Consider the following 24,520-nt stretch of genomic DNA (forward strand, 5'->3'; position numbering starts at 1 on the left):
TACAAGCACATTATGAAAAAGAAAAATCCTAGAAAATCAAATAGTAACGACACAAACATATCAATTGAAAACCCTACACGTGAGGAGGATCTACGATTAATAACTGAACGTCTTGAAAAAATACTCTCCAATAGAGGGACCAGATCAATCGCTTCAGGATCAATCAGTCACATCAAACATATAGCAGCGCTGCAGGTACACTACGGAGGCGGAGAAAGAGGTAATATAATATCTGCAATTCTTTCCCTATTCGGCAACTATTGGTCAAGTGCCATCCTCACTATCCTTCAGCAAGGAGAGCTTCGACCATCAACTGTGCGGCGCATATTTTCAACACTCACGCCGCAACAACCAATATCACAACGTATGCTTACTTATAACCTACGGCTACTTGAAGAATATGGGCTGGTTGAAAGGACTGTTTTACCCTCGCGTTTAGCACATGTTGAATATCGTCTTACCAAACCAGGTAGGGAAATCAGTACTTTGATTGATGAGGTTATTCAATGTATCACTGAAAATTCGGAATACATCATCAATGCGATGGAAAATGTTGCTGAAAAATCAATCTAAAAAAATAAGAGTGATGAATTTTTAGATTTAAGCCCACTTAATCTTCCGGCCTTAAAAGGCAGAGTTTCGAAGCGTTGCTACGCACCCCCCCGCGCAACTGAAAAGTACATTTATCAAGTAGAATATGACATTTTCAATTTCTCTACCCGGACACATAATATAGGTCAACACATACCAACAAGATGATAAAGCATGGGAGTCTGTATGAGCCAAGAGCGATATTTTTTAGAAAACACCTGGTACGCCGCTGCCTGGGAATGGGAGGTTGAAAAAGCCGACAACAAGCTTGCCCGGACTATCTGCGACATTCCCCTGGTATTTTACAAATCCGAAACAGAAGGCTACGTAGCGCTGGATAACCGCTGCTGCCATCGTGCGGCGCCACTGTCTCTTGGCCGTGTAGAAGGTAACTGCCTGCGCTGCATGTATCACGGCATGCTGTTTAACCCGGAAGGCAAAGTTGTAAATATTCCAGGCCAGGATCATATTGCCAGCACAATGGCGGTTCGCAGCTACCGGGTCTCTGCTAAAGGCGGCTTGATCTGGATATGGATGGGCGATCCCGCACTGGCCGATGAAAATGATATCCACGATTTCGCTCCCCTCAGCCAGCCAGACGAATGGCGAGGCTTTGATCGTGGCGACTATCTGCACTATGACGCCAACTGGTTGCTGATTGTCGACAACCTCAGCGACTTCTCTCACGTAGCATTTGTTCACGCCAATACGCTGGGTGGTTCAGAAGCCTATGCCTACGACACCAATATTGAAAATCTGGAAAAAGTGGACAACGGTTTTCGCGCCGTGCGCTGGCACCACGACAGTCTGCCACCACCCTTCCACAAAAAGGTCATTCCTGAAGCTGAACACGATACCCCGATTGATCGCTGCAACTCTATGGCCATGTATATCCCAGGCGTTTTCCTGATGGAAACCCTGTTTGCGCCGGCAGGCTGGAGCGAAAAAGACAATGATCGCAGCCAGTGTCGTGAGTACCGTAACTGCCAGTTTATGACCCCGGAAACCCGCAATACCACGCACTTCTTCTGGGATTACCTGCACAACCGTGACCGCGACAATCCAGCAATCACCCAATCGCTGAAAGAATCTTTTATCGAAGAGCAGCAGAAGCTTTTGGTGAAAAGCCCAGACTTTGTACCGCGTTCCTTCTCCGCCGACGAAGCTTTTACGCATTTCAGAATGCGCTGGAAAGCCAAACTAAGCGAAGAAAATAACAATAATCCGTTACCGGAGCCGAAAGAAAACAAGCGACGAATTCTGTAGTCGTTTAACCATTCAAATAAAAGAAAGGCCTCCAATATCGGGCCTTTCTTTTATTTGGCACGCACTGGCATCTAGGAGTGCGCTCCAATTAAGCACAGTTGCAAAAACGCCTTAGCCGCTGACTGCACACACTTCCCGCGGACGCCCTCGCTCCGTCACTAAAGCAATAACGCCGGCAGTTACCATGGCCAAACACGCAAACAGCAGCCATGATTCATAACTCCCGCTATAGTCAAACAAAAACCCGCCTAACAGAGGCCCAAAGCCACCACCGATAACGTGGATTGAAAAAATAACACCATATGCGGTACCGAATTGGCTTACATGAAATCGACGACCAACAAGAAAGGCTAGCAGGTCGGCTTCCGTACCCAGGCCAAACCCCACCAAAATAGCGCCGATGTAGAGAAGCCGATTATCACCCAGCCATAAAACACCCATACCGAACGCTGACAAGGCGAGCAATATCGCGATTACAATACCTGGATCAATAATATCTAGCAAAAACCCGGTAATAATGCGACCACCGAAAATTGCCACACCCAATAAGCCGGCAAACGAGCCCGCTTCGGCCAGCGTCATACCGCGATCGGTCAGCATGGCGACAAAATGGTAGGTGGTACCGAGTACAGCAATAGACGCGAGAAATATCAGCGCACTGATTGTATATAACGCAGGATTAGCCAACACCTTTAATAATTGGCTACTGGATTTGTTGTGCATTTTCTTGATTTGGGCTTCACTGCTTCGTAATAACAAACCCGCCAGCAAGGCCATGCAGACAGTTACTGTGGCCAATGCCAAATACCCGGCTCGCCAGCCATATTGCTCGATAAATGCTGAAAGCAAGGGTGGCATAACCACCGCACCTACACCCACACCTGACATCGCAAGCCCGAGTGCAAGCCCGCGGTGCTGTACAAAATGTGTAACCACCACATGGTTATATGACAGAGGCGTAGAACCACAGCCGACAATACTCAGTACCAGCACAAGAACAGCAAAACTTATCAAGCCAACCGTGAACAATCCAAGCATTGCAAAGCTCAATCCAAGTCCAATAGCAGACACAACACCTACCCGTACGGGCCCAAACCTATCCACCATTTGCCCTGTCACCGGGGCGGCAATTACCAGGCCAACCGTCAAAATCACCAGACTCAGAGAACCCTGGCTACGGGACCAGCCGAACTCGTCAACCAGCGGCCCGAGAAATAATCCTGCGGAGTAAAAATATAACGAGACAATACCTCCGCCTATTCCGATAAAGGCACCCAATAACCAGCGCCGCCCTTTGGTAAACTCACCCATTTCAACCGCTCCTATCTAAATTATTTATGAAAGTATTATTAGCTTGCATTACTATACGAAACGTTTATTTTCGTAAACACAATAACCATAATTAATCAACAAAACTGAGGAGCGTCGACCATGTTAAAAACATACATAGGCCTTCAAAAAACTCTGACCCTTTCCACCTTAGGCTTAGCAATAAGTTGTGGATCAACAGCATTCGCACAATCCACAGATAGCTCGCCCAGTAGCTCCCCAAGCACCAGTTCAAACCGCGTCATCGAGGAAATAACCGTTACCGCCAATCGCCGTCAGGAAAGTCTGCAAGAATCCTCACTGGTCATTAGTGTACTAAGCCAGAAAGAAATGCAGGCAGTGAAGGAAATCTGGGATCTGACTTCTGCAGAACCCAGTGTTCAAATCGGCAAAGCAGGAAATATCGCTCAGGCTTATATCCGCGGCGTAGGATCATTTGTGGCAACAGCACGCCAGGAAAATGCCGTGGCGTTTAACGTTGATGGTGTTTATTTGCAAACTGGCGCAATGGTTTCGCCCGCCATGTTCGACATTGAACGGGTAGAAATACTGAAAGGCCCACAAGGCACGCTCTACGGGCGTAACGCAACCGGTGGTGCGATTAACTTTATCTCACGTGCACCAAAGCTTGACGAATTTTCCGGCTATGTATCCACCGATCTCGGCAACTATGATTTGCGCCGGTTTACGGGAGCGGTCAACGTACCGCTGAGCGACACCACGGCCTTGCGGGTTGCCCTGCAAAAATCTGACCGTGATGGCTATTTCACTGACGGTACAGATGATGAAGACAGTCTGTCTGGTCGAGTTCGCTTTCTCTGGGAAGCATCTGAAGATATCACCTTAAATCTGACCGCAGAATATGCCGATTTCGATGGCGCAGGTGCTGGCAGCGCACTGTTGCAAACCATCGATAATGATCCTTGGATTGGTGCCCTGGACCCAAGACGGGTGACCTACACTACGGCACCGGCGCCATTGAAAGATCCGTTTTATGATTACGATTCACATGCATTCACCACACAACTGGACTGGGAGCTAGACTTCGCGACACTGACCATACTACCTGCCTATCGACACGAACATTACACATCAAGAACCTATGTACCCGGCTATCGTTTTACTGAAGAAGCTAAAACAACCCAAAGCAGCCTAGAGGTAAGGCTAGGTGACCAAACGGAAAACCTAAAGTGGGTAGTTGGTGCATTCGGCTTGCAAGCGGAACAAGAGTTAAATTATGGCCCTGAAAACGCGGGCATTTTGCAAGGCGTTAACATTATCATTCCAGAACAAACAACAGACTCCTATGCGATTTTTGGTGAAGCCACATACAGCTTAACGGATAAACTGCGCGTAATCGCTGGTCTGCGCTACTCCAAGGAAGAAACAGAAGGTGGTGGCATCAATAACTCCTTTAATTACCGCGGCTACACGCCCGCTTTTGATCCGAGCGCCGAGACAGGAGACTTTTCGTTCAGCGATAAGACGAGCGCCAACTCGGTGACTTATCGCACCGGTATAGAATACGATATTTCAGAAGATTCCATGCTGTTTGTAACTTATAGCAAAGGCTTTAAAGGCGGTGGTTGGTACCCGGACCGTCCTACCGAAGATCCAACCTTTGAACCAGAAACACTTGAAGCATTTGAAGTTGGAATGCGTAATCAATTTCTGGACAATAGCTTACAGCTCAACGTTGAAGCATTCTTTTGGCAATACAAAGATCAACAACAAGCTTACGCAGGTCTTACCAGTATTGGCGTTCCAGCATTGTTAACGGTTAACGCTACCGATTCCGATATCTACGGTGGCAGCATGGATGCAACTTGGCGCTTTACCGACAATGATACACTGCACGCAACCATTGAGTACTTGCATGCCGAGTACGGAAATTTCGCCCGCAACACCCCTGGGCCAGCTTATCCCGGCAGTCAATGCAGCAGTGCATTAGCCAGCACTGGTGGCTTTATGGTTGACTGCTCCGGCGCACGTATGCAACGTACGCCCAAATACTCTGGTTCAGTCAGCTATGAACACGTATTCCCGCTGAGCAGTGGCGGCACAATTACCGCAGGCGCTGACCTTACCTTTGCAACGGGCCGCTATTTAACCATCGATTTAAGTCCGTCCACCTATGACGGCAGCTATGTGGTAACAAACGCAGACTTGACTTACAGCAACGCTGAAGACACCTGGTCATTGACAACCTTCGTTCGCAATATCGGTGACACAGCCTTCGCTAGCGGTGGTATTGTCAATCCAGCCAACGGGTTATTCAACGCGACCATTAATGCCCCTAGAACTTACGGTCTACGTGCGCAGTACAATTTTTAGTAGGTCGCTCAGAAAAGATCGACTTTCGTGGCAATGCAGTAGCACCAGGATCCTGTAGTTAAACACATCAAGTGAGATGCCGAGGCAACTTTGTCCGGCTCTCACTACAGGATCTCTTTGCTCTAAATACGTACCGACAGCGAATATATATGCAAGATTTTTCCGAGGAATTCCCCATGCTTGAACTCTTTCATACCCCGCAATCAACCTGCAGTCAAAAAGTGCGTTTGGTGCTTGCCGAAAAGTCACTCGATTGGACAGAGCGAAAAATCGATTGGCTAAACGGCGAGCATCTTCAAGACTGGTACTTGAAAATTAATCCCAACGGTGTGGTTCCAACCCTCGTTCATAACGGTTCTTCTGTTGTAGACAGCAGCGTTATCAACGAATACCTGGAAGACGTTTTCCCTACACCTTCACTTCGCCCGCAAGATCCATTGGAATGCGCGCGCATGAGAAGCTGGCGACAGTACATTGATGAAGTGCCAACCACTGCAATTCGCTTTCCCTCCTTCAATAAAATCCTGGTAAATCTGTGGAAAAATATGTCTGATGAAGAATTTGAACAGTTCGCCAAAAAACATCCACTCAGAGCTGACTTCTATCGTCGAATGGGCACAACCGGCTTCAACCAGGACGATATCAATTCTTCCAAAATTCGCTTAACTGATGCACTGAATAGAATGGAAGCATCCTTGTCGCAGGGAAATCCTTGGCTGAATGGCGAATTGTTTAGCCTTATTGATATCAGCATCCTCCCCACCATCGTTCGAATGGAAGACCTGGGCATGTCTGATATGTGGTCTGAATTGCCGAACGTAACTGACTGGTATACCCGTATTCAGAAACGCCCTTCGTTTGAAGCTGCTTATCAAGGAGAAACGCGGCAGCTACCATCCTGGTAAGGAAAACGCTCAATATCAACGCATCATGAAAAATATGGCAATTGAAATTCTTTCAATCGCCATATTTTCGCGCATTTCAACTTGAGTCGTTTATTCATAATCAGTTAGGTTATAGCACCGAAGCTATCATTAATGACCACCTTTCCCAAGCAAAGTGAAAACAACTCATTCAACCCGGAAATATTCAGCTTTTTATAAGCCCTTTTACGCAACGTCGCCACAGTAGCAACTTGAATCCCAAGCTCAAGGGCCGTGCCATTACTGGTCTTCCCCAGCAACGCTCGGGCACACACTTGCAGTTCGCGGTCACTGAGCGATGCATTAAGGCTAACAATAATATTTTCCAGCATGTCTGCCGTCGGTCGCGTCGTCGCCTGCCAAACCTCTGGAGGCAACAGCATAAAGTTTTTCTCCAGCAGCGCCGAAATTACACGCGCCAGTTGCTCTATAGCAGCCAGTTCAGCCGGTTTGAATTCCCCGGCGTCTACATCCCGATAAAGATTCGTCACCATCCAGCGTTCGTTTAAACACTCTATGAGTGACACTCGCTCCAGCAATCTGAATTTTTTATATATATTTTCCCGATATTCTGGATCACTGATTTGCTCCGCATGTAAACGCACCAAGAGTGGCCCATCCGATCGTTCCGGGCTCAGTTTCACCTGTACGGTATTCGGATCGTGGCGGTAAGATAGCGAACGCTGGTAAATCTTACCCACGTCTTTCGCGAGGTTGGTAGCGCCGGCACTTTCGGCAAGCACCAGATACGGCCTTAATTGCTGATCAAAGATAAAAACCGAAAGGTGATTCACCCCGGCGACCTGATTTAAAAAATTCATTAACTGTACAGAAAAACCCGTTTTTCCGGCTTGAGCAATCAATGCGCCCATCTGTTCAATAATTAATTGGCTTTGCGCAATGGTTAACTTACCGCTTTTTGACATGCCTGTACCCAATTGAGTGGACAGATGTTATGTATGGCTCGCCAGTATACTCAGCGGAAGTAGAAAAGTCACCCAAAGGGTATCAACAATGGCTAAATCAGTTCCCGTAATCGACGACATAACACTGGCAGATCTCTATGAAAACCCCTACCCCATCTACGCACGCCTGCGTCGCGAAGCCCCTATTGCCTGGATCCCCGCTGCGAATATTCATTTAGTCACCCGCTTTGACACAATCAAACATATTGACACCACGCCAGCTGAATTTCCGGCCAATGATCCACGCTCACTGCAAATTCGGGCGATGGGCCATACGATGATGCGCAAAGACGGCGACGCGCATCGCGCAGAACGTTCAGTATTCAATAAAGCTTTAACGCCGGATGTGATTAAGAACCACTGGGCACCACGCTTTGCGCACATCGTTAACGGTTTAATTAACGATTTGAAAGACAAGGGCGAAGCCGATCTGTTTAGCGATTTCGCAGCCCCCATGGCATCCCAGTGCCTGATGGAACTGCTCGGCCTCACCAATGTACGCTGGGATGATCTGTGCGATTGGTCGCAGACACTGATGGACGCTGTTGGTAATTACGGCAATGATCTGGAGTTGTGGGCTAGACAAGAAAAAGTATCTTACCTAATTGATCAAGCGTTAGACGAGATGATTCACAGTAAACGCGCCAATCCAGACTTATCACTGATTTCAATGCTGGCTAATACGCCCCATATATCGCTAGAGCAGATACGTGCTAATGTCAAAGTGATTATTGGCGGTGGCATCAATGAGCCAAGGGATGCTACCTGTACTTCTCTACATGGACTACTGTCGGACCCAGAGCAACTGAAGCTGGTTAAAGATAACCCTACCCCTGATTTGTGGGCTAATGTTTTTGAAGAGACTATTCGTTACTGCGCTCCCATTGGGATGTATCCGCGCCGGGTAGCTGATAATTTGGAACTAGATGGCTATCTCCTGAAAAAAAATGACCAGCTTGGTCTCTGTGTGGCCTCAGCCTGCCACGACGAGAAATATTGGTCAGATGGCGATCGCTTCGATATTACGCGTAAAAGAAACATCCACTTGGCTTTTGGTACAGGCCCTCATATCTGCCTAGGTTTTCGTATCGCACGTATGCAGGTGGGACAACTATCCGTACCTAGTTTGCTTAAAAAATTACCCGGACTTCGATTAGATCCAATCAAAGATTGTAGTTTTGGGGGATGGGTATTCAGAGGCCCTTTGTCATTGCCGGTGAAGTGGGATGCTTGAAGAAATCTTGAGGAGATACTAACTCTGTAACCTCAGAGCCGAAGGCTTGGTGATCAACAAGAAGCGGAAGAAGCTCCAGCGGCCAAGACAGCCAATGGAGGTGCCTAGTAGCCCGGATCAGCGTTGGTCAATGGACTTTGTATCAGATCAGTTAAGTAGTGGTCGCCGTTTCAGTGTATTGAATGTAGTCGACGATTACTCTCGCGAGATGGTGGGGCAGCTGGTATCAACATCTATCAGTGGTCAGCAAGTATCCCGCTTCTTGGGGCAGATCTGTGAGCGACGGGGCAAGCTATCAAAAATCATCTGCGATAACGGCACTGAGTTTACCAGCAAGCCATGTTTTTCTGGAGTCACGAGTCAGGTGTTGGTCTCGGTTTTATCCAGCCAGGAAAGCCAACACAAAATGCGTTTGTGGAAAGCCTTAACGGCAAGTTTAGGAATGAATGCCTGAATCGTCACTGGTTCAGAACACTGGAAGAAGCTCGATGGGAAATCGATCAATGGCGAGAGCACTACAAAACCATCAGACCACACAGTCCACTGGGCTATATACCGCCAGTTGAGTTTGCTCAAAAGGCGGCGTAACTTACTGGAATCTCATCCTGTACATGGTACTAATGAAGGGGAAAGGTCAATAGAATTCGCTTCTCATCAAGTGAGTGGCACTAAGGTCACTCAGGCTGAATCATGATCTTCTCGTTCACATCATCAAGAATAACACCGTTATCAGCAACATAGGAACGCCATAGCGAGAGCATTTTCTCAACACGTTCTGGCTGGCTTGAAGCAAGATCTTTATGCTCACCCGGATCCTGTTCGATGTTATATAATTGCCATTGGTTATCGCCATATGGTGCGGGCATGGAAAGAAGTTTCCAACTTCCCTGACGCAGTGCTTTGCCACCAAACAACTCCCACCCCATCACATAATTGTCAGAGTGCACCGATCTTAAGTCCCCTGAAATCAACGATGCAAACGAAGTGCCCTTGGAAGGGAGAAGGTCACGGCCAAGATAATTTTTTTCCTGATGCTTAATTCCCGCAAAATCAAGAACGGTAGGGAGAATATCCATTACTGAAAGAAATTGATCATAGCGGATACCTTTAGTTACCGCTTTTGGATAATTTACTATTGCTGGGGCCAAAATGCCTCCTTGAGAAACTTGACCCTTGAAGCCCCTTGATATGCCCGTACTGACTCTTGCCCATTCTTTTCCAGGAAATAAATAGGAGTTTGCATTACCCATATTTTCGTAACTATTGTCGCAACATTTATCAGACCACCGGGTAAATATTGGCATTCCTCCCGCCTGTGCGCCATTGTCCGACATAAAAATCACTAACGTATTATCGTATTCCCCGGTCGCTTTTAAATATTCAATAATTTTTGCAGTATTTCGATCTAGATCATCAATCATAGCTGCATAGATTTCCATTTTACGCTCGGCAATACGCTGTTCTTCGGGCGATAGTTTTTCCCAATCAGGCAACATTCTAATATACCTATCGATATTAGTGTCCGAAGAGATAAGGCCCAATTCTTTCTGCTTTACCAGACGCTGCTTCAGAACCTCTCGATAGCCGCTTTTGTATCTTCCCACATACCTATCAATTGATTCTCGAGGTGCCTGTAATGGCCAATGGGGAGCAGTAAAGGCGAGGTAGGCAAAAAATGGCTTTGAGATATCACGCGACTTAAGGTATTGAATCATCTTCTCTGAGTAAAAGCGCGTTGAATAGAAATCTTCGGGAATTTTTGATACCTCTCCATCCTCACGAAAGGTGGCTTTCGGTTCATATTCACTCATTCCCATACTGGAAAGATGGCCTGCCCCCCCCTCCAAAAGCGCGAAAGAGTTCTCAAATCCTCTTGCTTTTGGCCCCTGATCTTCCTCCATTCCCAAATGCCACTTTCCAGTCATGTGAGTGCTGTATCCAGAATCTCGAAATATTGTAGCCATCGAAAGCACACGATTATTCAAATACCCCTCATAACCTGGCTTTCCTAACAGCTCTGGATTTCCCCATTTCATAACTGCATGCATACTGCCTAGCCCTGCCAAATGATTATCAGTACCAGAAAGCAACATGGAGCGTGTAGGCGAGCAGGTAGGCGCAACATGAAAATTACTTAACTGTATACCACTTTGAGCTAGACTATCTAATGTAGGGGTACTAATCTCTCCACCAAAAGCGCCTAAATCTGAATACCCGAGATCATCAGCTACGATCAATAAAATATTCGGGCGTCGATCTACCTTCGTGGATACCGTTGAGGTGCTGTAATCTTGGGCAGAAACACACTCAAAGGTAAAAATCATCATGATAGAAAAAAATCCAAATATGCTTGATTTCATATACACTTCCTAAAATGGATAAGTAGGCAATATTTAATATTTAGACTTTATAAAAGTAGAAATTCTGGCCTTTGCCTTATTCTAGAAGTAGTTCATGAGCCCATGATTATTACAGGCTATGAAACGCAAATTTTCACGCCGGATTCATATATCTAAAATTAATGTATCGCTCAAACTACCTGAGCAACATATCATCATAACTTTATTTGATTCTTTTTCTTCATCCGAAAAAATCATATCGCGATGATCTGGTATTCCTTCGATAACCTTTGTCTCACACGCACCGCAAACTCCCTGTTCGCAAGAAAATGGCACGTCAGCCCCGCTAGCTAGCAATACACGCAAGATACTTGTTCCCGCAGGTATGTGATAACGTTTCCCACTCTTTGCAGAAATCACGGTACATTCAGATGATGCCGAATTATCTAATTCAGCAGAGAAGTATTCCAGATGAACATTTTCTGACGGTACTTTCGCAGTCTTGGTAGCATTTTCGTAAGCAGCCAACATTGGTTGAGGTCCGCAACAATAGAAATGCGTCCCTTCCGGAGCGCTATCAATAGCAGACCTCATATCAAAATAAGCCCCAGCTTCGTCATCGAAATGAAAATTTGCATTTTTAGTATCAGCAATCTGATCAATAAATATTGCTTCAGATTTTGATCGGCAGGCATAATAGATATGAAAATTCCTACCTAATTCTTGCAACCGACTCACCATACTGTAAATTGGTGTTATGCCTATTCCACCAGCAATTAGGACACTGCAATTTTGGTCTTCTAATAGAGGGAAATTATTTCTTGGCTGATCCACCTCAAGTACCGTACCCACATGCAAAGACTTATGCATGAATAAAGAACCGCCTCTACCATTGTCTTCACGCTTCACACCAATTAAATAGCTTGTTGGACTTTCCCCTTGATTAATTAACGAGTATTGCCGTACAAGACCATTAGGCAAATGTAGTCCTATGTGGGCGCCTGGATTTATCGAGGACAATTCAGAACCATCTAATGCTACAAACCTGAAAAGTGATATCTCTGATGATGCGTACTGAATGGAATCAAGTCTTAGTTTCATAAAATTCATTCTCAATAGTATTTGAGCCAAATTACGTTCACTATGGTCAGGGCTTTAGTTAGGTGCCAATTTGAATAGACGAGAAATGGTGCCCTATTGCGAACAAAATAAATCGCAATTATCTATATCACTTTCTTGCAAACCACCAACCTTTCTACCACCAGGCCTTCAAAAGACACTTCAATCTGGACCCAACACATATAGCTAGACCCCAAATAAAAAAACGATACGAACCGTATCATATGTGAGTATCCTTTTTTTGTCAATACCAGCTTCTGTTCTTCCTTAATTACCGTATATTGCTTCTAGGCTAGAAGAGTTGTTGAAAAACTTCATACAAACGTAAAGGGGTTCCGGGTCGTAAGCAGTCTTCCTTATGAGGAAGGCCAAGTAGCGACGCGGTCATTTTCTCCAGGTCATTGGCTATCCAACCATATTTCACCCCTTTAGACCAAATGAGGCTATCCGACCATATTTCACCCTTTTAGACGAAATGGCCACTTAACTTATTGATATTTATTATATTTCTGGAAGTTTTTGTCGATACTTTTACGAAAATATAGACTCAACGGCAAAGGTTCCTGATCGGTCTATGGCGCCAATGAGGTATAGTCCTTACTCTTTGGTCGCTTATTCCTGGGTACCGTATGGCTGATTCTGAATTGAGAGTGACAGGTAAACTCATCGAGTACTTTGAAACCGGTTGTGAAGGTATTTACTGGGCTCTTCAAGAAGACGGTAAGCATGGCTATGACGGCCTTGTGCTACTTGATGAAGGCGATCACCTTCAGATAATCGGCCCGGATGGTGAGACTGTGTTTGAGGGTACTGTCCGCCCGAGAAAAGACATTAATGCTCAGAAAAGGCCCTACAGTGAGATCCTGCAGCCGGTATCCATGGGACGTTGGGTGCATTGGATACAAGCTGATTTCGATGCAGATACGTGGGGTAATTATTTCATTTCTCGGCAATACACCGGCGTAGTCTCTAAGCTGCCCGAGAACCTCTGAAAGTACCTAAAGCACGCCAAAAGCCTATCGGAAAACCAATAATCCGTTAAAATCCCATTATTACGGATTATGTATGTGCCCCACTTTGAGGTTTCCCATGGCTAAATCGGGCCAGGCTCGCGTACCCACCGCCGATCAGCAGCGACAGCTCTTCGAGGTCATTCAACAACATCGGCATCCTGAAAAGAATGCCGCCATCATGCAAATCAGCTTCAAGCTGGGGCTGCGGGCCCAGGAAATTGCGCTGCTTCAGGTAAAAGAAGTCGCTAAGCTCACTAAATCTGGAGCCGATTTTAATCTTCTGGAAATTATGAGTCTGCCCGCAGCGTATACGAAAGGTGCTGATGCCATGGGTCGCTCAAAAAGTCAGTACCGGCGCAAATCGATCAGTTTTGATATTGATAGCTTCAATAAAATTGTTCGGCAAATTGAAACCTTAGCCAAATCAGGTGCCGATGTTAATCCCGAAGATTTTTACCCACCAGTAAAAAAGCACAAAGGCAAATCACGTGATCTCCCCATGGTTGATCAAGACCTCCGCAATGCGCTCATTCGGCATATAGCTCTGCGCCTAAGTAACGGCGAGAAGCTAAAGCCCTCCTCCCCTCTCTTTGTGACTCAAAAAGGTGGTCCCTATTCTCCAAACACACTTCAAGAGCACATGGCGCTAATGTTGCGATATTGGACGGGGATAGAGAAAGCCAGTTCACACAGCGGACGGCGTTCGTTAATTACGAACGTCATCCATAAGCAGAAGAAATCAGTCAAGATCGCACAGAAAATCGCTGGTCATGTAAACCCCTCCACCACCTTAATCTATGAAGAGCCACCGGAAGAGATTTTAGAAGACGCGTTGAAGGGATTATAGTTGGCCTGAGGGATTAGAAAATCCCCCAAGCGGGTGCTCTAGCCCTTAAATAGGTATGTTTTTAACCTAGCTAATGAGTAGTTGGATCCACGCAGCTATAGCTAGACGCTTTGCTTTCATCGCCACCCAGATATCTGGCTGTCTTGGGGTAGGCGCAAACCGGCATCTGTCTCTGTGGTCCTTCAGAGGGAAGAAAACTTGTGGCTATTATCTCGGAGGGCGCAATTCCTTTGTCTACCCATCGATCCAATGCTTCAAGGATGTCGTGAGTGGGGTCAACCGCGTTTTCTGGGAGGTGTGAAAGAGCTCCGATATTCGTTGGCCCATAGCCTCCGCGACAATGCCCCATTCCTGGTACCATGAAGAGACGATAGAATGATTGAGCTTCCTCTAATTGACTATCTCCTGGCTGTTGATTAACAACATCCTTGTAGTACTGCGTATAGAACGCAGCCGGCATAGATGGATCATTCCAGCCGTGGTACTGAATTAATTTTCCGCCAGCCTTTCTGAATTCAGATAGATCTGTTGAGAGTGTATTAATTTTTGACCCTGGCGATCCAGGTTCCTCAGACATTTCTAATATTTCATTGACATTAGCTTTGAATAAGAAATCGGCTATATCGGCATTGGCTGATTCATCAAATAGATCTTCTAGAACCATGTAGCGATAGAAGTTCGGAGCTACACGGTAGAGCGTGCCCACACTAGCATGAGGAATCCAAAGCTTTTCACTGCCGATAGTTGGGCCGTGGTAAATCGGAGTACCATCAATAGTATGCGCTGATGACGTCCATTGATTGCCATATGATTGGCGTTCAGGCTGATAGCCGAGACCCCTTTGCTGGTGCCGAAGTATTTTGAGGAATACCGGGTACGGAATGTCTCGCGCTTAGCTTCGAACTTTTGGCCATCGGCGCTGGCATGCAGGTTGTCATCCTGGATATTGTAGTGATTAAAAATGCTCAGTCGCGTAGTGGCGTTGTTGATGCGGTCATTTGCGGCATTTAATGTTTCCAGCCGAAGGTAGTTCGCCTGGATCGTGCTCAGCTGATCGTAGGTGCGGTCGGAGATCTGGGCGATACCATAGATGCCCTGGTTTGTGGCATTGGCGATCAGGATCGCCAACAGGTCCACTTCATACTGGCGGCTTTTGGAGGTCATGCCCAGCACATGCTCGAAGTCGTCAATAAATCCGGTATCCTGATCCACCACGCGCAAGACATCGGCGACTCCGATAGCCCTCATTTGCTGGAAGAACGGATTGTTCACCAGATGTTTTTTGCCGGCAGCAGGTAAACGCCAAAGGTGTTTACCGCCCTTCGGGCGCAGAATGATATCCCTGTTGTCCAGGCGTTCCAGGTAGTCACTGACCTCGTGTAGCCGAGTGGCCAACTGATCCGTCATGCGCGGGATCAGTTGCTTTGGATCCTCAGTAATTTTGGGCTGCTTCGTACCCTCGACCAAGGCCTGCTTCTGATTTTTCCAAGTCTGTGGTTTTACCAGATCGTCGTCCAGTGCACGATACCGTATGACTTCTGGCAGCACTAACTGGCCGTTTAGGCGGCTGGGAATCTGCAAATACAAGAACCATTCATATCTAGCCTTGTCTATGCCGCCGTCAGATTTCAACAAGAGTGGTCGCGTGGCTTTGGGTGGAAGACGCCTGTCAATACTGACATCCCCGAGCATATTGCCGGCTGCCAGCTCCTGTCGAGCTTGACTCAAGACCGCTGCCAACCGTTGTGTTTTATCGGTGCCATCAATGCGAAGACAACAAAAGAGTGATCGTAACAGGCCGGTTCTCAACGTAGATTCTGTATCCAGGTGTTGCCAGAACGCCTCATCCGCCGACTGCTTCTGATTGCCGAGATACCGGCAGACGGAGCTCAGCTCACTGGCATTGAGAACCTGGAATGCTTGTTTCTGTACAGAGTGGAATGACGTATTGGGATCGATACGATCATCAACGAACAGACGCAAGATTTCCGCAGCTTTACTCACATTGGTAGCCGCCTTTTGCCAATCCCGATAAACTCGGTCCTGCGCCAGCTGATGCGCTCGTTGCTTGACCTGTCGAACGTGATGAATGAACCCTTCGGCCATCCGTTCCAGCCCCTCTTGGTATCGAAACTGTAGGTAGCAAAGCAGATATAGGCACTGATTCTCAGGCGACTGACGTTTTATTTTGGCGCCGTAATAGTGAATCCGTTCGGCATAGTGCTGCTGATTTTTTTGAGACAGAGAAAGCGAGTCGAGGACAGCGGTCACCTCTGCCATCAGCGGTTGAATGTGGTGATACACTGCAAGTTCTTTCTGCAACTCGGTACCGGTGAAATTGCGCGCGCTGCCGCGCAATTGTGTTAACGTAAGCTGGTCACCACCGGATACCAGTGTATTTAGTATAGCCGTCAATTTTGGGCTACACGCGGCACCGATCTTCTCATGCAGTCGCTGCTGATGCTGGTTAACCACCTGGCTGACGATCTTCTGCAGGGTGCTATAGGCAGGAATGGCGATTTTCTGGTGAGCCAGGAACTCAATGGCAGCATCAAAGAGAGCACGCGCCGCGACCCAGCTTTCAGCGCAGACCAGTAAGTGTTCAACAAGCCGGGGGTGATGCTCAGGATCTTTCCAATTTTCATAATCGATCATGGAAAAAATCCGTTCATAAATGCGGGACTTTTGATCAGATTTCAGACTGAAGCGCCGAAATTTCAGGCCATCGAAGTGATTTTGCGCAATAAATTCTAGGTCATCCCGCATGGATTTAAATGTCGGATTGAGCAAGATGGGCTTGCATTTGAAGTAGCCCAACAATGCGATGGCGATACAGCGGTACTTCCGCTGCCTTATTCTGGCCAGCTCAGCACGCTCTTTATCATTCAGTGTGAAGTAAAACCGCTGATACGATTCGTTGAAGGACGGGACGCCGTATAAATCCTCGATTTCAGCGGCAGTGAGAATCGATAGTCGCTTGTTTCTGCTCATTCTTTGACCCAAAGGCCGAAGAAGATACTGAAACTTGAGCTAAATTAAAATTAATAGTGGCTTGGAGGCCAGTAAATACTTGGGCTTCAGCGGTTTTTGCAGTATTTGGGGGCAAAATCCCTAGGACCCCGTCGTGCCAGGACTGAATTGGCGGCATCGCACCGTTCTGCCGTACCAAATTGAAACCCGCCACCATGAATTTGAAGGTAAACACCGTTGATGTGCCCCTCCGGTCGAATCACACGCACAGTGCACTGAGCATAATTCGGGAGGACTACCGTTTCCGCAGGCAATAAAACGGAAGGATCAAGTGGCGGAGGCAAAGGGCTTGCCATTGATTGAAGATACTCCCGCTGTTCCGCAATAAGTGATTCTAGAGCTGGATCAGTAAATCGCATATCGATTCCTTAGCTGACTTGTAGATAATGATTTTTTGAAGCTTTTATTTACGTAGGGCAGCCAGTAGATTACCGACTGGTATCACAAGCGATTGCCAAACATTTTGGTTCTTACTGAGAGGATGTGCGCACGCATCAGCGCCTCGGCCCGATCCGGGTCGTGAAGGCTGATTGCATCGACGATGGCTTTATGCTCATCTTCTGTTTGCAGTCGCTGAGGTGCTTTCTTTTCTGTACCAAATACCGATTCAACGCGAAGCTTAAAGTGATAATCCACTTCATTTTTCAGGGATTTATACAAAGACACTAACAGCACATTGTGGCTGGCTGAGGCGATGATCAGATGCAGACTGTCATCCAGCGCTTTCCAATGATCAAAAGACGTCGCGCCCGCCATGGCTTCGATACAATCATCCATCGCCTGAATATCAGTACTTTTAGCATGCATGGCCGCAAGTGCCGCGAGCTGTGGCTCAACTGCCAGACGAGCCTGAATAACCTGTTCGACACTGACAGAATAAGCCACGTTGCCTTCAGACAGATGGTCAACCCGCTGGCCGACAAAGGTGCCTTTACCCACATGCCGCCAGATCAAACCTTCACTTTCAACCTTGCGTAGCAAGGTTCGCAGGCGCCCGCGAGACACACCAATGGCGTCGCTTAACTTGGGTTCAGGCGGCAGTCGCTCTACTCCCTGTCGTCGCGCCTTGGCAATATAGCTTTTTAATTTTTCAATATCGGGGTCAGTCATTTTCCACAAAATTCAAACGAAAATTATTCACTTTTGCCAAGACGCGAAAATATGCTGAAATGGCGACGTATAGACGAATGAATAGCTTACGCGCCCCCTTGCGACGGCGCAATAACTGGGTAATCCCAAGTTGATCCTCTAACAGCCAAAACCGGCCTACCGTTACAGCACTGCCCTCCACCGGCAGGCCTATTTTCAACAGACCTGCCGACGGGGGCATCAACGCCACGTTATTACTCAGGATTACGACCAATGTAGAAGTTGGCATTGGGTTCGCTCGGCAGCCCCAAACCAGCAGCTTCAATACCACGCCGCCACTGTGCCATCAGATTGTCGCCAATACGCCCGGTCGGCTGTCGCAGCGGGCCACCGTTTAATCCCATCGTCCAATCCTGAAACTTCCACATCATACGGTTCAGCACACCCGAAAACAGGACACCCTGATTAACTGCAGAATGGGCCTGTCGTGCGGGCGCTAGCTTCCAGAACATATCCATGGCCTTATTCTGATCACCACTTACTGCCGCATCGAACATACGCGGGAAGTAATCACCGTAACAGGCAGAATAGTTAGTACCACTGTATTGAAAATCCATTTCCGCCATCAGCGGAATAATTTCAGTTTCCAGTGGGCAAGACACAATCACATCTTTGAACTGGCGATAGACATCCAGTAAACCACCAATACCTGGCAGGTCGCCTTCCGCCTTGATGGCAACCACTGTTGGACAATCATTCACCAGACGTCGCAGTAACGGCATAGACATTTGCGCTGGGTGCAATCGGCCGAAATTCCATAAAGGTACCGGGAACAGCATTACACCCATATCTACCTTGTCACAGAAGGCGCGGGTGTAGTTGTAAACATCCTGTTCGGTCTGCGGGTAAAAATTTGCGGGATAACACAACAACACATAGTCGCAGTAGGGCGTTGCCCGTTGTGCAACGTCAATGTTCTGCTCCAACGTGTTGAAAGCAGCATGATGCACAAGCCGCAGTTTTCCATCCGCTGCCTCATGAGCCCACTGCGCAAACTGGATATATTCTTCCGGGCTGAACGCAATGTCCGCACACAGCAAGGCGCCGTTAAAACCAAATTCGATCAGCTTGCGTACATCATGCTGAATAGCCGCTTTGTTTAAACCGGTAAGGTCAGTCGTAAAGGTTGGAATAAGCACGCAATCTACGCCACGCATATATTCTTTGGTCCATTCACGGGCTTCATTTCGGAGATACTTTGCCATATTAACTCCAGACTTATCGTTAGAATTGTTTTGAGGTAAACGTGATAGGCAGGTGCTGTGCAAGCCCCTGTTGTACAGCAAGGTCGTAGGCCAATGTCGCCACGGCAATATCCTGTAACGACCCACCTACCGAGCGATATAAGCGATAACGACACCCCTCCAATGCGTCATTTGCCTCACCCAGCATCAGCTGATTGAGCGAAAATACTTTGCTATGAAAATCAATCCCTTCACGGGCAGCCGTAATAAAACAGCCGGTTTCTTCTGTCACTTCTTCGGGCACGTCGGCAATAATAATTCCCGCCTGTTGAATCACCTGCGTGTCAACTTCGTAATGATCCGGCAGGGTTGCGCCGATTGATGCAACCACTGTTTCCTGGCTCAACCACTGCCCCTGCAATACCGGCTTGCCATCCATCGTCCGGGTTGCCCCCACGACCATCGCCTGACCAGAAACAGCTTCCTGAGCCGAACTCACGGCACGGGTTGGCACACCGGTTTCTGCTTCAAAAGCTTCTGCGAATGCATTCCGTCGCGCTTCGGTAGGACTGAAAACGGTGAGCTGCTGCAGCGGACGAACCGCATGAATAGCGCGTGCGTGTGTGGCTGCCTCAGTGCCACTGCCAAGCACACCCAAGGTGGCTGCCGATGCCGGTGCCAGACGATCCATTGCCATCGCCGTGGTAGCCGCCGTGCGCATAGCGGTGATCGCCGCCGCATCCAACAATGCAGTGATACGGCCATTCTGCTGGTTAAACAGCGAGATCAGATATTCGATACAAAAATCCCGCGATAAACCAAACTGTTTGACGCCCATAAAGCGACCGGTAGGATCCAGCCCTGTCAGCGTGCGCATCCAGGTACGATCCTGCCCACGTGCCAACACACGCGGCGGACTCACACCCGGTGGATGGGGAATAGAATAGGTTATGCGCAGCGCATCAATCATTGCCGGCCAATCCAGCACCTGACGAACCACGTCGTCGGAAATAAATACCGGAGACGAGCTGGATACCCCGCCTTGATTTTCTGTACTGATATGTTCTTGATTCATTTTTCTACTCCAGTGTGGATTACAGACCCGCGCCTTCCCAGGCCAGGTATTTGATTTCCAGATATTCATCGATGCCGTAAATAGAACCCTCGCGACCCAAACCGGATTGTTTTACACCGCCAAAGGGCGCAACTTCATTGGAGATCAGACCGGTGTTGATACCTACCATGCCGCTTTCCAGCGCTGCGGCGGTACGCCATATACGCTGTGCGTCCGCGGAAAACAGGTAAGCCGCCAGACCAAATTCAGTATCGTTGGCGCAGGCGATCACTTCTGCGTCGGTATGGAAGCGGATCAATGGCGCAACCGGCCCAAAGGTTTCTTCGTGACAAATTTTCATATCCTGGTTTACGTTGGCCAGCACAGTGGGCTCAAAGAAACGACCACCTTTTGCATGAGCTTTTCCGCCAGCCACAATCGTCGCACCTTTCGCTACGGCGTCTTCGATATGCTCCTTGACCTTGGCGACGGCCGCATCATCAATCAGTGGGCCCTGCTGCACACCGTCTTCAAAGCCGTCGCCGACGATCAACGCATTCACCGTAGCGGCGAGTTTCTCTGTGAAAATGTCGTAAACGCTGTCGTGCACATAAACCCGGTTAGCACTGATACAGGCTTGCCCGGTGTTTCTGTACTTAGTGGCAATCAAGCCAGTAACGGCAGCATCAATATCCGCATCATCGAATACGATAAACGGCGCATTACCGCCCAGCTCCATGGATACTTTTTTGATGCTTGCAGCAGACTGACTGATCAGGATTCGGCCCACTTCGGTCGAGCCGGTAAACGTGACTTTACGGACAACCGGGTTACCGGTTAGCTCAGCGCCAATCACTCGGGCTTCGCCGGTCACCACATTGAATACACCTTTGGGCATTCCAGCTCTGTCCGCCAGTTCAGCCAGCGCCAGTGCGGTGAGTGGTGTTTGCTCCGCTGGCTTAACGACCATAGTGCAACCCGCTGCAATAGCAGGTGCCGCTTTCCGGGTAATCATGGCGGCAGGAAAGTTCCAAGGCGTAATCGCCGCACACACACCTATCGGCTCTTTCAATGTGACAATGCGCCGCGTGCTCTCTGGCGCCATCATCACATCGCCTTTTACGCGCTTGGCTTCTTCTGCAAACCATTCAACAAAAGACGCGGCATAAGCGACCTCACCTTTCGCCTCCGCAAACGGCTTGCCTTCTTCCAGCACAATCAAGGCGGCCAGCTCATCGGCGTGCTCAACAATCAAGTCAAACCAGTTGCGAACAATTGCCGCACGCTCCTTTGCCGGACGCAGGCGCCACTGCTGAAACGCAGCCTCAGCGGCTTGAATGACTTCCGCTACCTGCTCCTGACCAAGCCGGGGAATCTCTCCCAGCAACGCGCCAGTAGAGGGATTGTGCAAAGGCTTTACGCCTCGCGAACCGCGGGTAAGCCAGCGGCCATCAGCGAATGCCGCCGTTCGGAACAAACTAATATCTTCAGGATTTGGTGTCTTCATATCGTCTCACTGCTTTTACATAACCGCGTTTTGCGAATGAGGACCAGAGATACTGATAGCTACGATCAACTGACCCATACGCCTAAACATTTTAATATTGATTAGCTCAATAACAAATCAATACTAACCAATAAAAAAGCTGCCGACAACGAATAATGATACGGTTCGTATAAATATCACTAAGTATCAAAAGATAAAAATCCGAATATCTTCCTGATTTCAGCAAGATTCTGACGAAATACACGGACAACCAGAACACTGATATCAAGGTATGGCGCTGGAGGATGGCTATTTTATTTGTGAATTGATATACAAATCACCAGGACAAAATACAGCATTGAGCACCTCAAATTTGAGGCGTTAGCGGAAGGCGAAGCGGTGAGCGGATAATAAAAAAGGCCCCCGAAGGGACCCAAAGCACAAGTATTGGACTGCTCATCCAACCGATGTGAGAGACAAAACAAACCGTCAAAAAGCGGCGAAGCTGAGACAGCCGCTTAGCCGAAGCTAACCTCGCTTCAACGTCATCAGGGCGCGAACCAGGCCCATAAATGTTTTCGATCCGGTGATACCAAGCACAATGCGTTCCAGAGCACCGGGAAGCCAACGCGACGCAGGCGCGGACTTACCTGCCCTAGCCTCCCGCCCCATTTCAGGATTTGCCGAACAACGCACCGGCATATTAAATGCCAACCTGCGAATACAATAATTCTGCCGATCACAGCGAATCATGTCTTCCAACTTCCCTTGCTGAAGTTTGTTCACATAATTAGGATCCGCGAGTAACGGCCTCGCCAACATGACCGCATCGCCGCAATTACTTACGAGTGCCGAGCGGGCGTTTTCCGGGTCATGCAATCCCTGCAAAAGCACTGGAACCTTGAGCGTTTCTCTAAAAATCTTCGCTGCGCCACTGTCGATCAGACCGCCATCCTTAGCGGGCGTACTGACATCCATGGTTTCGTAACAACCATCCGACAAAGCCACATAATCCAGCCCCGCCGCCTCAACTAATTTGGCCAGTTCTGCATAACCGGTTGCATCCTGACCACCCTCGACATGCTCTTCAGCAGTTATCCGTAGACCAATTACAAAATCCGCACCGGCATGCTGACGAACGGCAGAAACAATATTGACGAGAAAGCGCGCACGATTTTCAGCCGTTCCACCATATTCGTCAGTACGCCAGTTTGTTCGCGGAGACGAGAAGGATGCAGCGAAATAACTCATATGCGCGGGAATTTCTACACCGTCCCAGCCGGCTCTTTGCATTCGCAAACAAGTTTCAATGGTCTCAGCTTCCAATGCCTTAATTTCAGCAGCGGCCGCCTCTCTTGGCATAGGGGTTGTGCGTCCACCGGGGACAATAATGCCTTGCGGAAAACGATTTTCGGGAATTACAACATTTAAGGGACTGGCAGAAATAATATCTTCGCCATTGCGGGCAACACCCATGCGCCCAAAGCCGGTCATGACTTCAGCGATAATCGGCACGCCGTGCGACTTCACCACCTCTGCCACTTCCCGTAACTCAGGCAAATACGCCTCGATATCCATCCTTAACAGCGGTTGAAAGGGGGCTTCATCATTTCCCCGACGCGTACCGATAGCCCCACCCACAATGATCATGCCTACCCCACCGCGAGCCCGAGCCTCCAGAAAGGCGATGGTTTGCGCACTTGGGCGGCCATCTTTTTGTGGCTGCAGAACAGCCATCGGCCCCAGAATCAAACGATTCTTGAGTTCCAGATTACCAACCCGCAAGGACTGAAACAGCACATCACTCATATCACTTACCCTTCTTATAAGAGATAACCTTACGCACGTTTCAAGAAAAGATTATCGACACTCCATTTTCCACCACCAACGGCTGCCATGTACAAAAACAGAAAGCAGTACAGCACCGCAGGCTCGCCGCCGTTGATTTTCGTCCATAGCAGACTGTATTGGGCATGGGCCATAAAATAAGCCGCAGCAGAAAGACCTGACAACACAAACGCACACTGTCGTGTGAACAAGCCAATTAGCAAAAGTGGCCCAAGCGTTAATTCGAGTACGCAAGCTAAACCAGGATTTATCGAAAACAAATCGAACGGAAGATAAGGCTCGCCCGGAAAACTGAACAACTTAGTGGTTCCATGTTGAATAAACATAAAGGCCGCAACTATGCGGGTGACACTAAGAATTTCTGCAGACCACGCAGCTAGTATTTTCATCATGCAGCTCCCTTAATGATTAGAATGCCGGGTAACTCGTAGAAATTTACAAATGTCTTATCTTTGTGAAGCCTGTCGATTATGGCTACGCGAACGCCAACTAAGCGTTCGCCGCACTACAAGCATCATATTGAATACAAATCTCGTTATTTTCATTCACGAAAAGTGGTATACGCGTTAGCGACATTCCTTTACACGGCCCAGAAATGCAAAGCCCTGTAGCAGGTTCAAATCGAGCACCATGGGCCGAACACACAATCTCGGTACCACTGGAATCCAGGTACGCGTCTTTCTTCCAAGGCAGTGAGGCGCCATTCACATGTGGGCAAGAATTCAAATAAGCATGAAATCCAGTCGCGTCTTTCACGACGAAAACCGTATCGATTCCACGATTGCTTAGATCGAAACCCTTGGCGCCCT

Annotated in this window: 20 protein-coding genes and 2 pseudogenes; 8 read left to right on the forward strand and 14 right to left on the reverse strand. The window is 48.1% G+C overall.

Annotation, left to right across the window (positions count from 1 at the left end; genetic code table 11):
* Window positions 1–12: 12 nt before the first annotated feature.
* Together G8764_RS21540 and G8764_RS21545 are read left to right on the forward strand one after the other, a co-directional pair.
* Window positions 13–573, forward strand: a complete 561-nt coding sequence (locus G8764_RS21540; protein WP_166168192.1) for a winged helix-turn-helix transcriptional regulator — start codon at window positions 13–15, stop codon at window positions 571–573.
* Between the two features lie 204 nt (window positions 574–777).
* On the forward strand, window positions 778–1,857 hold the full coding sequence (locus G8764_RS21545; RefSeq protein WP_166168195.1) for an aromatic ring-hydroxylating oxygenase subunit alpha: 1,080 nt from the start codon (window positions 778–780) through the stop codon (window positions 1,855–1,857).
* Window positions 1,858–1,968: 111 nt separating this feature from the next.
* Here the strand turns inward: G8764_RS21545 and G8764_RS21550 are convergent, their stop codons facing one another.
* The gene (locus G8764_RS21550) at window positions 1,969–3,168 is read right to left on the reverse strand and encodes an MFS transporter (protein ID WP_166168198.1); all 1,200 of its coding nucleotides are present in this window, start codon (window positions 3,166–3,168) and stop codon (window positions 1,969–1,971) included.
* Between the two features lie 120 nt (window positions 3,169–3,288).
* Here G8764_RS21550 and G8764_RS21555 point away from each other — a divergent pair, with 120 nt between their 5' ends.
* Together G8764_RS21555 and G8764_RS21560 are read left to right on the forward strand one after the other, a co-directional pair.
* Window positions 3,289–5,520, forward strand: coding sequence for a TonB-dependent receptor (locus G8764_RS21555; RefSeq protein WP_166168201.1), 2,232 nt, complete (start codon window positions 3,289–3,291; stop codon window positions 5,518–5,520).
* A 176-nt stretch (window positions 5,521–5,696) separates the two neighbouring features.
* Window positions 5,697–6,425: a glutathione S-transferase family protein gene (locus tag G8764_RS21560; RefSeq protein ID WP_166168204.1), complete on the forward strand. Its 729-nt coding sequence runs from the start codon at window positions 5,697–5,699 to the stop codon at window positions 6,423–6,425.
* Between the two features lie 104 nt (window positions 6,426–6,529).
* Here the strand turns inward: G8764_RS21560 and G8764_RS21565 are convergent, their stop codons facing one another.
* Entirely contained in the window at window positions 6,530–7,369 is an 840-nt protein-coding gene (locus G8764_RS21565; RefSeq protein ID WP_166168207.1) for a helix-turn-helix transcriptional regulator, read from the reverse strand.
* An 88-nt stretch (window positions 7,370–7,457) separates the two neighbouring features.
* Between G8764_RS21565 and G8764_RS21570 the strand changes: the two genes are divergently transcribed.
* Both G8764_RS21570 and G8764_RS21575 read left to right on the forward strand, forming a co-directional pair.
* The gene (locus tag G8764_RS21570; RefSeq protein ID WP_166168210.1) at window positions 7,458–8,642 is read left to right on the forward strand and encodes a cytochrome P450; all 1,185 of its coding nucleotides are present in this window, start codon (window positions 7,458–7,460) and stop codon (window positions 8,640–8,642) included.
* 49 nt (window positions 8,643–8,691) lie between these two features.
* Window positions 8,692–9,230: pseudogene (locus G8764_RS21575) on the forward strand (integrase core domain-containing protein); the annotation flags it as partial.
* A gap of 86 nt (window positions 9,231–9,316) precedes the next feature.
* On the opposite strand, the gene G8764_RS21580 reads toward G8764_RS21575, so the two are convergent.
* Both G8764_RS21580 and G8764_RS21585 read right to left on the reverse strand, forming a co-directional pair.
* Window positions 9,317–11,002 carry an arylsulfatase gene (locus tag G8764_RS21580; protein WP_207952034.1) on the reverse strand — a complete coding sequence of 562 codons (1,686 nt, stop codon included), beginning with the start codon at window positions 11,000–11,002 and terminating at the stop codon, window positions 9,317–9,319.
* Window positions 11,003–11,146: 144 nt separating this feature from the next.
* A complete protein-coding gene (locus G8764_RS21585) occupies window positions 11,147–12,082 on the reverse strand; it encodes a PDR/VanB family oxidoreductase (protein WP_166168213.1) in 936 nt (311 codons plus the stop codon).
* 647 nt (window positions 12,083–12,729) lie between these two features.
* Here G8764_RS21585 and G8764_RS21590 point away from each other — a divergent pair.
* Window positions 12,730–13,092, forward strand: coding sequence for a hypothetical protein (locus tag G8764_RS21590; RefSeq protein WP_166168216.1), 363 nt, complete (start codon window positions 12,730–12,732; stop codon window positions 13,090–13,092).
* A 97-nt stretch (window positions 13,093–13,189) separates the two neighbouring features.
* Window positions 13,190–13,960 (forward strand): site-specific integrase, encoded by a 771-nt coding sequence (locus G8764_RS21595; RefSeq protein WP_166168219.1) that lies wholly within the window; start codon window positions 13,190–13,192, stop codon window positions 13,958–13,960.
* A gap of 70 nt (window positions 13,961–14,030) precedes the next feature.
* Here G8764_RS21595 and G8764_RS21600 read toward each other — a convergent pair whose 3' ends face one another.
* The 10 genes and pseudogenes from G8764_RS21600 to G8764_RS21645 all read right to left on the reverse strand — a co-directional run.
* Window positions 14,031–14,666, reverse strand: a complete 636-nt coding sequence (locus G8764_RS21600; protein WP_341806442.1) for a tannase/feruloyl esterase family alpha/beta hydrolase — start codon at window positions 14,664–14,666, stop codon at window positions 14,031–14,033.
* A gap of 83 nt (window positions 14,667–14,749) precedes the next feature.
* Window positions 14,750–16,951 (reverse strand): annotated as a pseudogene (locus G8764_RS21605) (Tn3 family transposase); the annotation flags it as partial.
* A gap of 480 nt (window positions 16,952–17,431) precedes the next feature.
* Window positions 17,432–18,100 carry a FadR/GntR family transcriptional regulator gene (locus G8764_RS21610; RefSeq protein ID WP_166168221.1) on the reverse strand — a complete coding sequence of 223 codons (669 nt, stop codon included), beginning with the start codon at window positions 18,098–18,100 and terminating at the stop codon, window positions 17,432–17,434.
* Complete coding sequence (locus G8764_RS21615) at window positions 18,093–18,329, reverse strand: hypothetical protein (protein WP_166168224.1); 237 nt, start codon at window positions 18,327–18,329, stop codon at window positions 18,093–18,095. Before G8764_RS21615 ends, G8764_RS21610 begins: the two co-directional genes overlap by 8 nt.
* 4 nt (window positions 18,330–18,333) lie before the next feature.
* A complete protein-coding gene (locus tag G8764_RS21620; protein ID WP_166168227.1) occupies window positions 18,334–19,344 on the reverse strand; it encodes a dihydrodipicolinate synthase family protein in 1,011 nt (336 codons plus the stop codon).
* A 19-nt stretch (window positions 19,345–19,363) separates the two neighbouring features.
* Window positions 19,364–20,398: an ornithine cyclodeaminase family protein gene (locus G8764_RS21625; RefSeq protein WP_166168230.1), complete on the reverse strand. Its 1,035-nt coding sequence runs from the start codon at window positions 20,396–20,398 to the stop codon at window positions 19,364–19,366.
* Window positions 20,399–20,417: 19 nt separating this feature from the next.
* Window positions 20,418–21,884, reverse strand: a complete 1,467-nt coding sequence (locus G8764_RS21630) for an NAD-dependent succinate-semialdehyde dehydrogenase (protein WP_166168233.1) — start codon at window positions 21,882–21,884, stop codon at window positions 20,418–20,420.
* A gap of 507 nt (window positions 21,885–22,391) precedes the next feature.
* Window positions 22,392–23,672 carry an NADH:flavin oxidoreductase gene (locus G8764_RS21635; RefSeq protein WP_166168236.1) on the reverse strand — a complete coding sequence of 427 codons (1,281 nt, stop codon included), beginning with the start codon at window positions 23,670–23,672 and terminating at the stop codon, window positions 22,392–22,394.
* A gap of 29 nt (window positions 23,673–23,701) precedes the next feature.
* Window positions 23,702–24,103, reverse strand: a complete 402-nt coding sequence (locus G8764_RS21640; protein WP_166168239.1) for a DoxX family protein — start codon at window positions 24,101–24,103, stop codon at window positions 23,702–23,704.
* A 97-nt stretch (window positions 24,104–24,200) separates the two neighbouring features.
* On the reverse strand, window positions 24,201–24,520 hold a 320-nt coding region (locus tag G8764_RS21645), incomplete at its 5' end, for a Rieske (2Fe-2S) protein (RefSeq protein ID WP_207952035.1).

Source organism: Pseudomaricurvus alcaniphilus (assembly GCF_011440395.1).
Lineage (GTDB): Bacteria > Pseudomonadota > Gammaproteobacteria > Pseudomonadales > Cellvibrionaceae > Pseudomaricurvus > Pseudomaricurvus alcaniphilus.

Bases quoted from the DNA above. Each gene is read 5' to 3' on its own strand.
- G8764_RS21540 (WP_166168192.1), top strand. From the start codon at position 13: ATGAAAAAGAAAAATCCTAGAAAATCAAATAGTAACGACACAAACATA.
- G8764_RS21545 (WP_166168195.1), top strand. From the start codon at position 778: ATGAGCCAAGAGCGATATTTTTTAGAAAACACCTGGTACGCCGCTGCC.
- G8764_RS21550 (WP_166168198.1), bottom strand. From the start codon at position 3,168: ATGGGTGAGTTTACCAAAGGGCGGCGCTGGTTATTGGGTGCCTTTATC.
- G8764_RS21555 (WP_166168201.1), top strand. From the start codon at position 3,289: ATGTTAAAAACATACATAGGCCTTCAAAAAACTCTGACCCTTTCCACC.
- G8764_RS21560 (WP_166168204.1), top strand. From the start codon at position 5,697: ATGCTTGAACTCTTTCATACCCCGCAATCAACCTGCAGTCAAAAAGTG.
- G8764_RS21565 (WP_166168207.1), bottom strand. From the start codon at position 7,369: ATGTCAAAAAGCGGTAAGTTAACCATTGCGCAAAGCCAATTAATTATT.
- G8764_RS21570 (WP_166168210.1), top strand. From the start codon at position 7,458: ATGGCTAAATCAGTTCCCGTAATCGACGACATAACACTGGCAGATCTC.
- G8764_RS21580 (WP_207952034.1), bottom strand. From the start codon at position 11,002: ATGAAATCAAGCATATTTGGATTTTTTTCTATCATGATGATTTTTACC.
- G8764_RS21585 (WP_166168213.1), bottom strand. From the start codon at position 12,082: ATGAAACTAAGACTTGATTCCATTCAGTACGCATCATCAGAGATATCA.
- G8764_RS21590 (WP_166168216.1), top strand. From the start codon at position 12,730: ATGGCTGATTCTGAATTGAGAGTGACAGGTAAACTCATCGAGTACTTT.
- G8764_RS21595 (WP_166168219.1), top strand. From the start codon at position 13,190: ATGGCTAAATCGGGCCAGGCTCGCGTACCCACCGCCGATCAGCAGCGA.
- G8764_RS21610 (WP_166168221.1), bottom strand. From the start codon at position 18,100: ATGACTGACCCCGATATTGAAAAATTAAAAAGCTATATTGCCAAGGCG.
- G8764_RS21620 (WP_166168227.1), bottom strand. From the start codon at position 19,344: ATGGCAAAGTATCTCCGAAATGAAGCCCGTGAATGGACCAAAGAATAT.
- G8764_RS21625 (WP_166168230.1), bottom strand. From the start codon at position 20,398: ATGAATCAAGAACATATCAGTACAGAAAATCAAGGCGGGGTATCCAGC.
- G8764_RS21630 (WP_166168233.1), bottom strand. From the start codon at position 21,884: ATGAAGACACCAAATCCTGAAGATATTAGTTTGTTCCGAACGGCGGCA.
- G8764_RS21635 (WP_166168236.1), bottom strand. From the start codon at position 23,672: ATGAGTGATGTGCTGTTTCAGTCCTTGCGGGTTGGTAATCTGGAACTC.
- G8764_RS21640 (WP_166168239.1), bottom strand. From the start codon at position 24,103: ATGATGAAAATACTAGCTGCGTGGTCTGCAGAAATTCTTAGTGTCACC.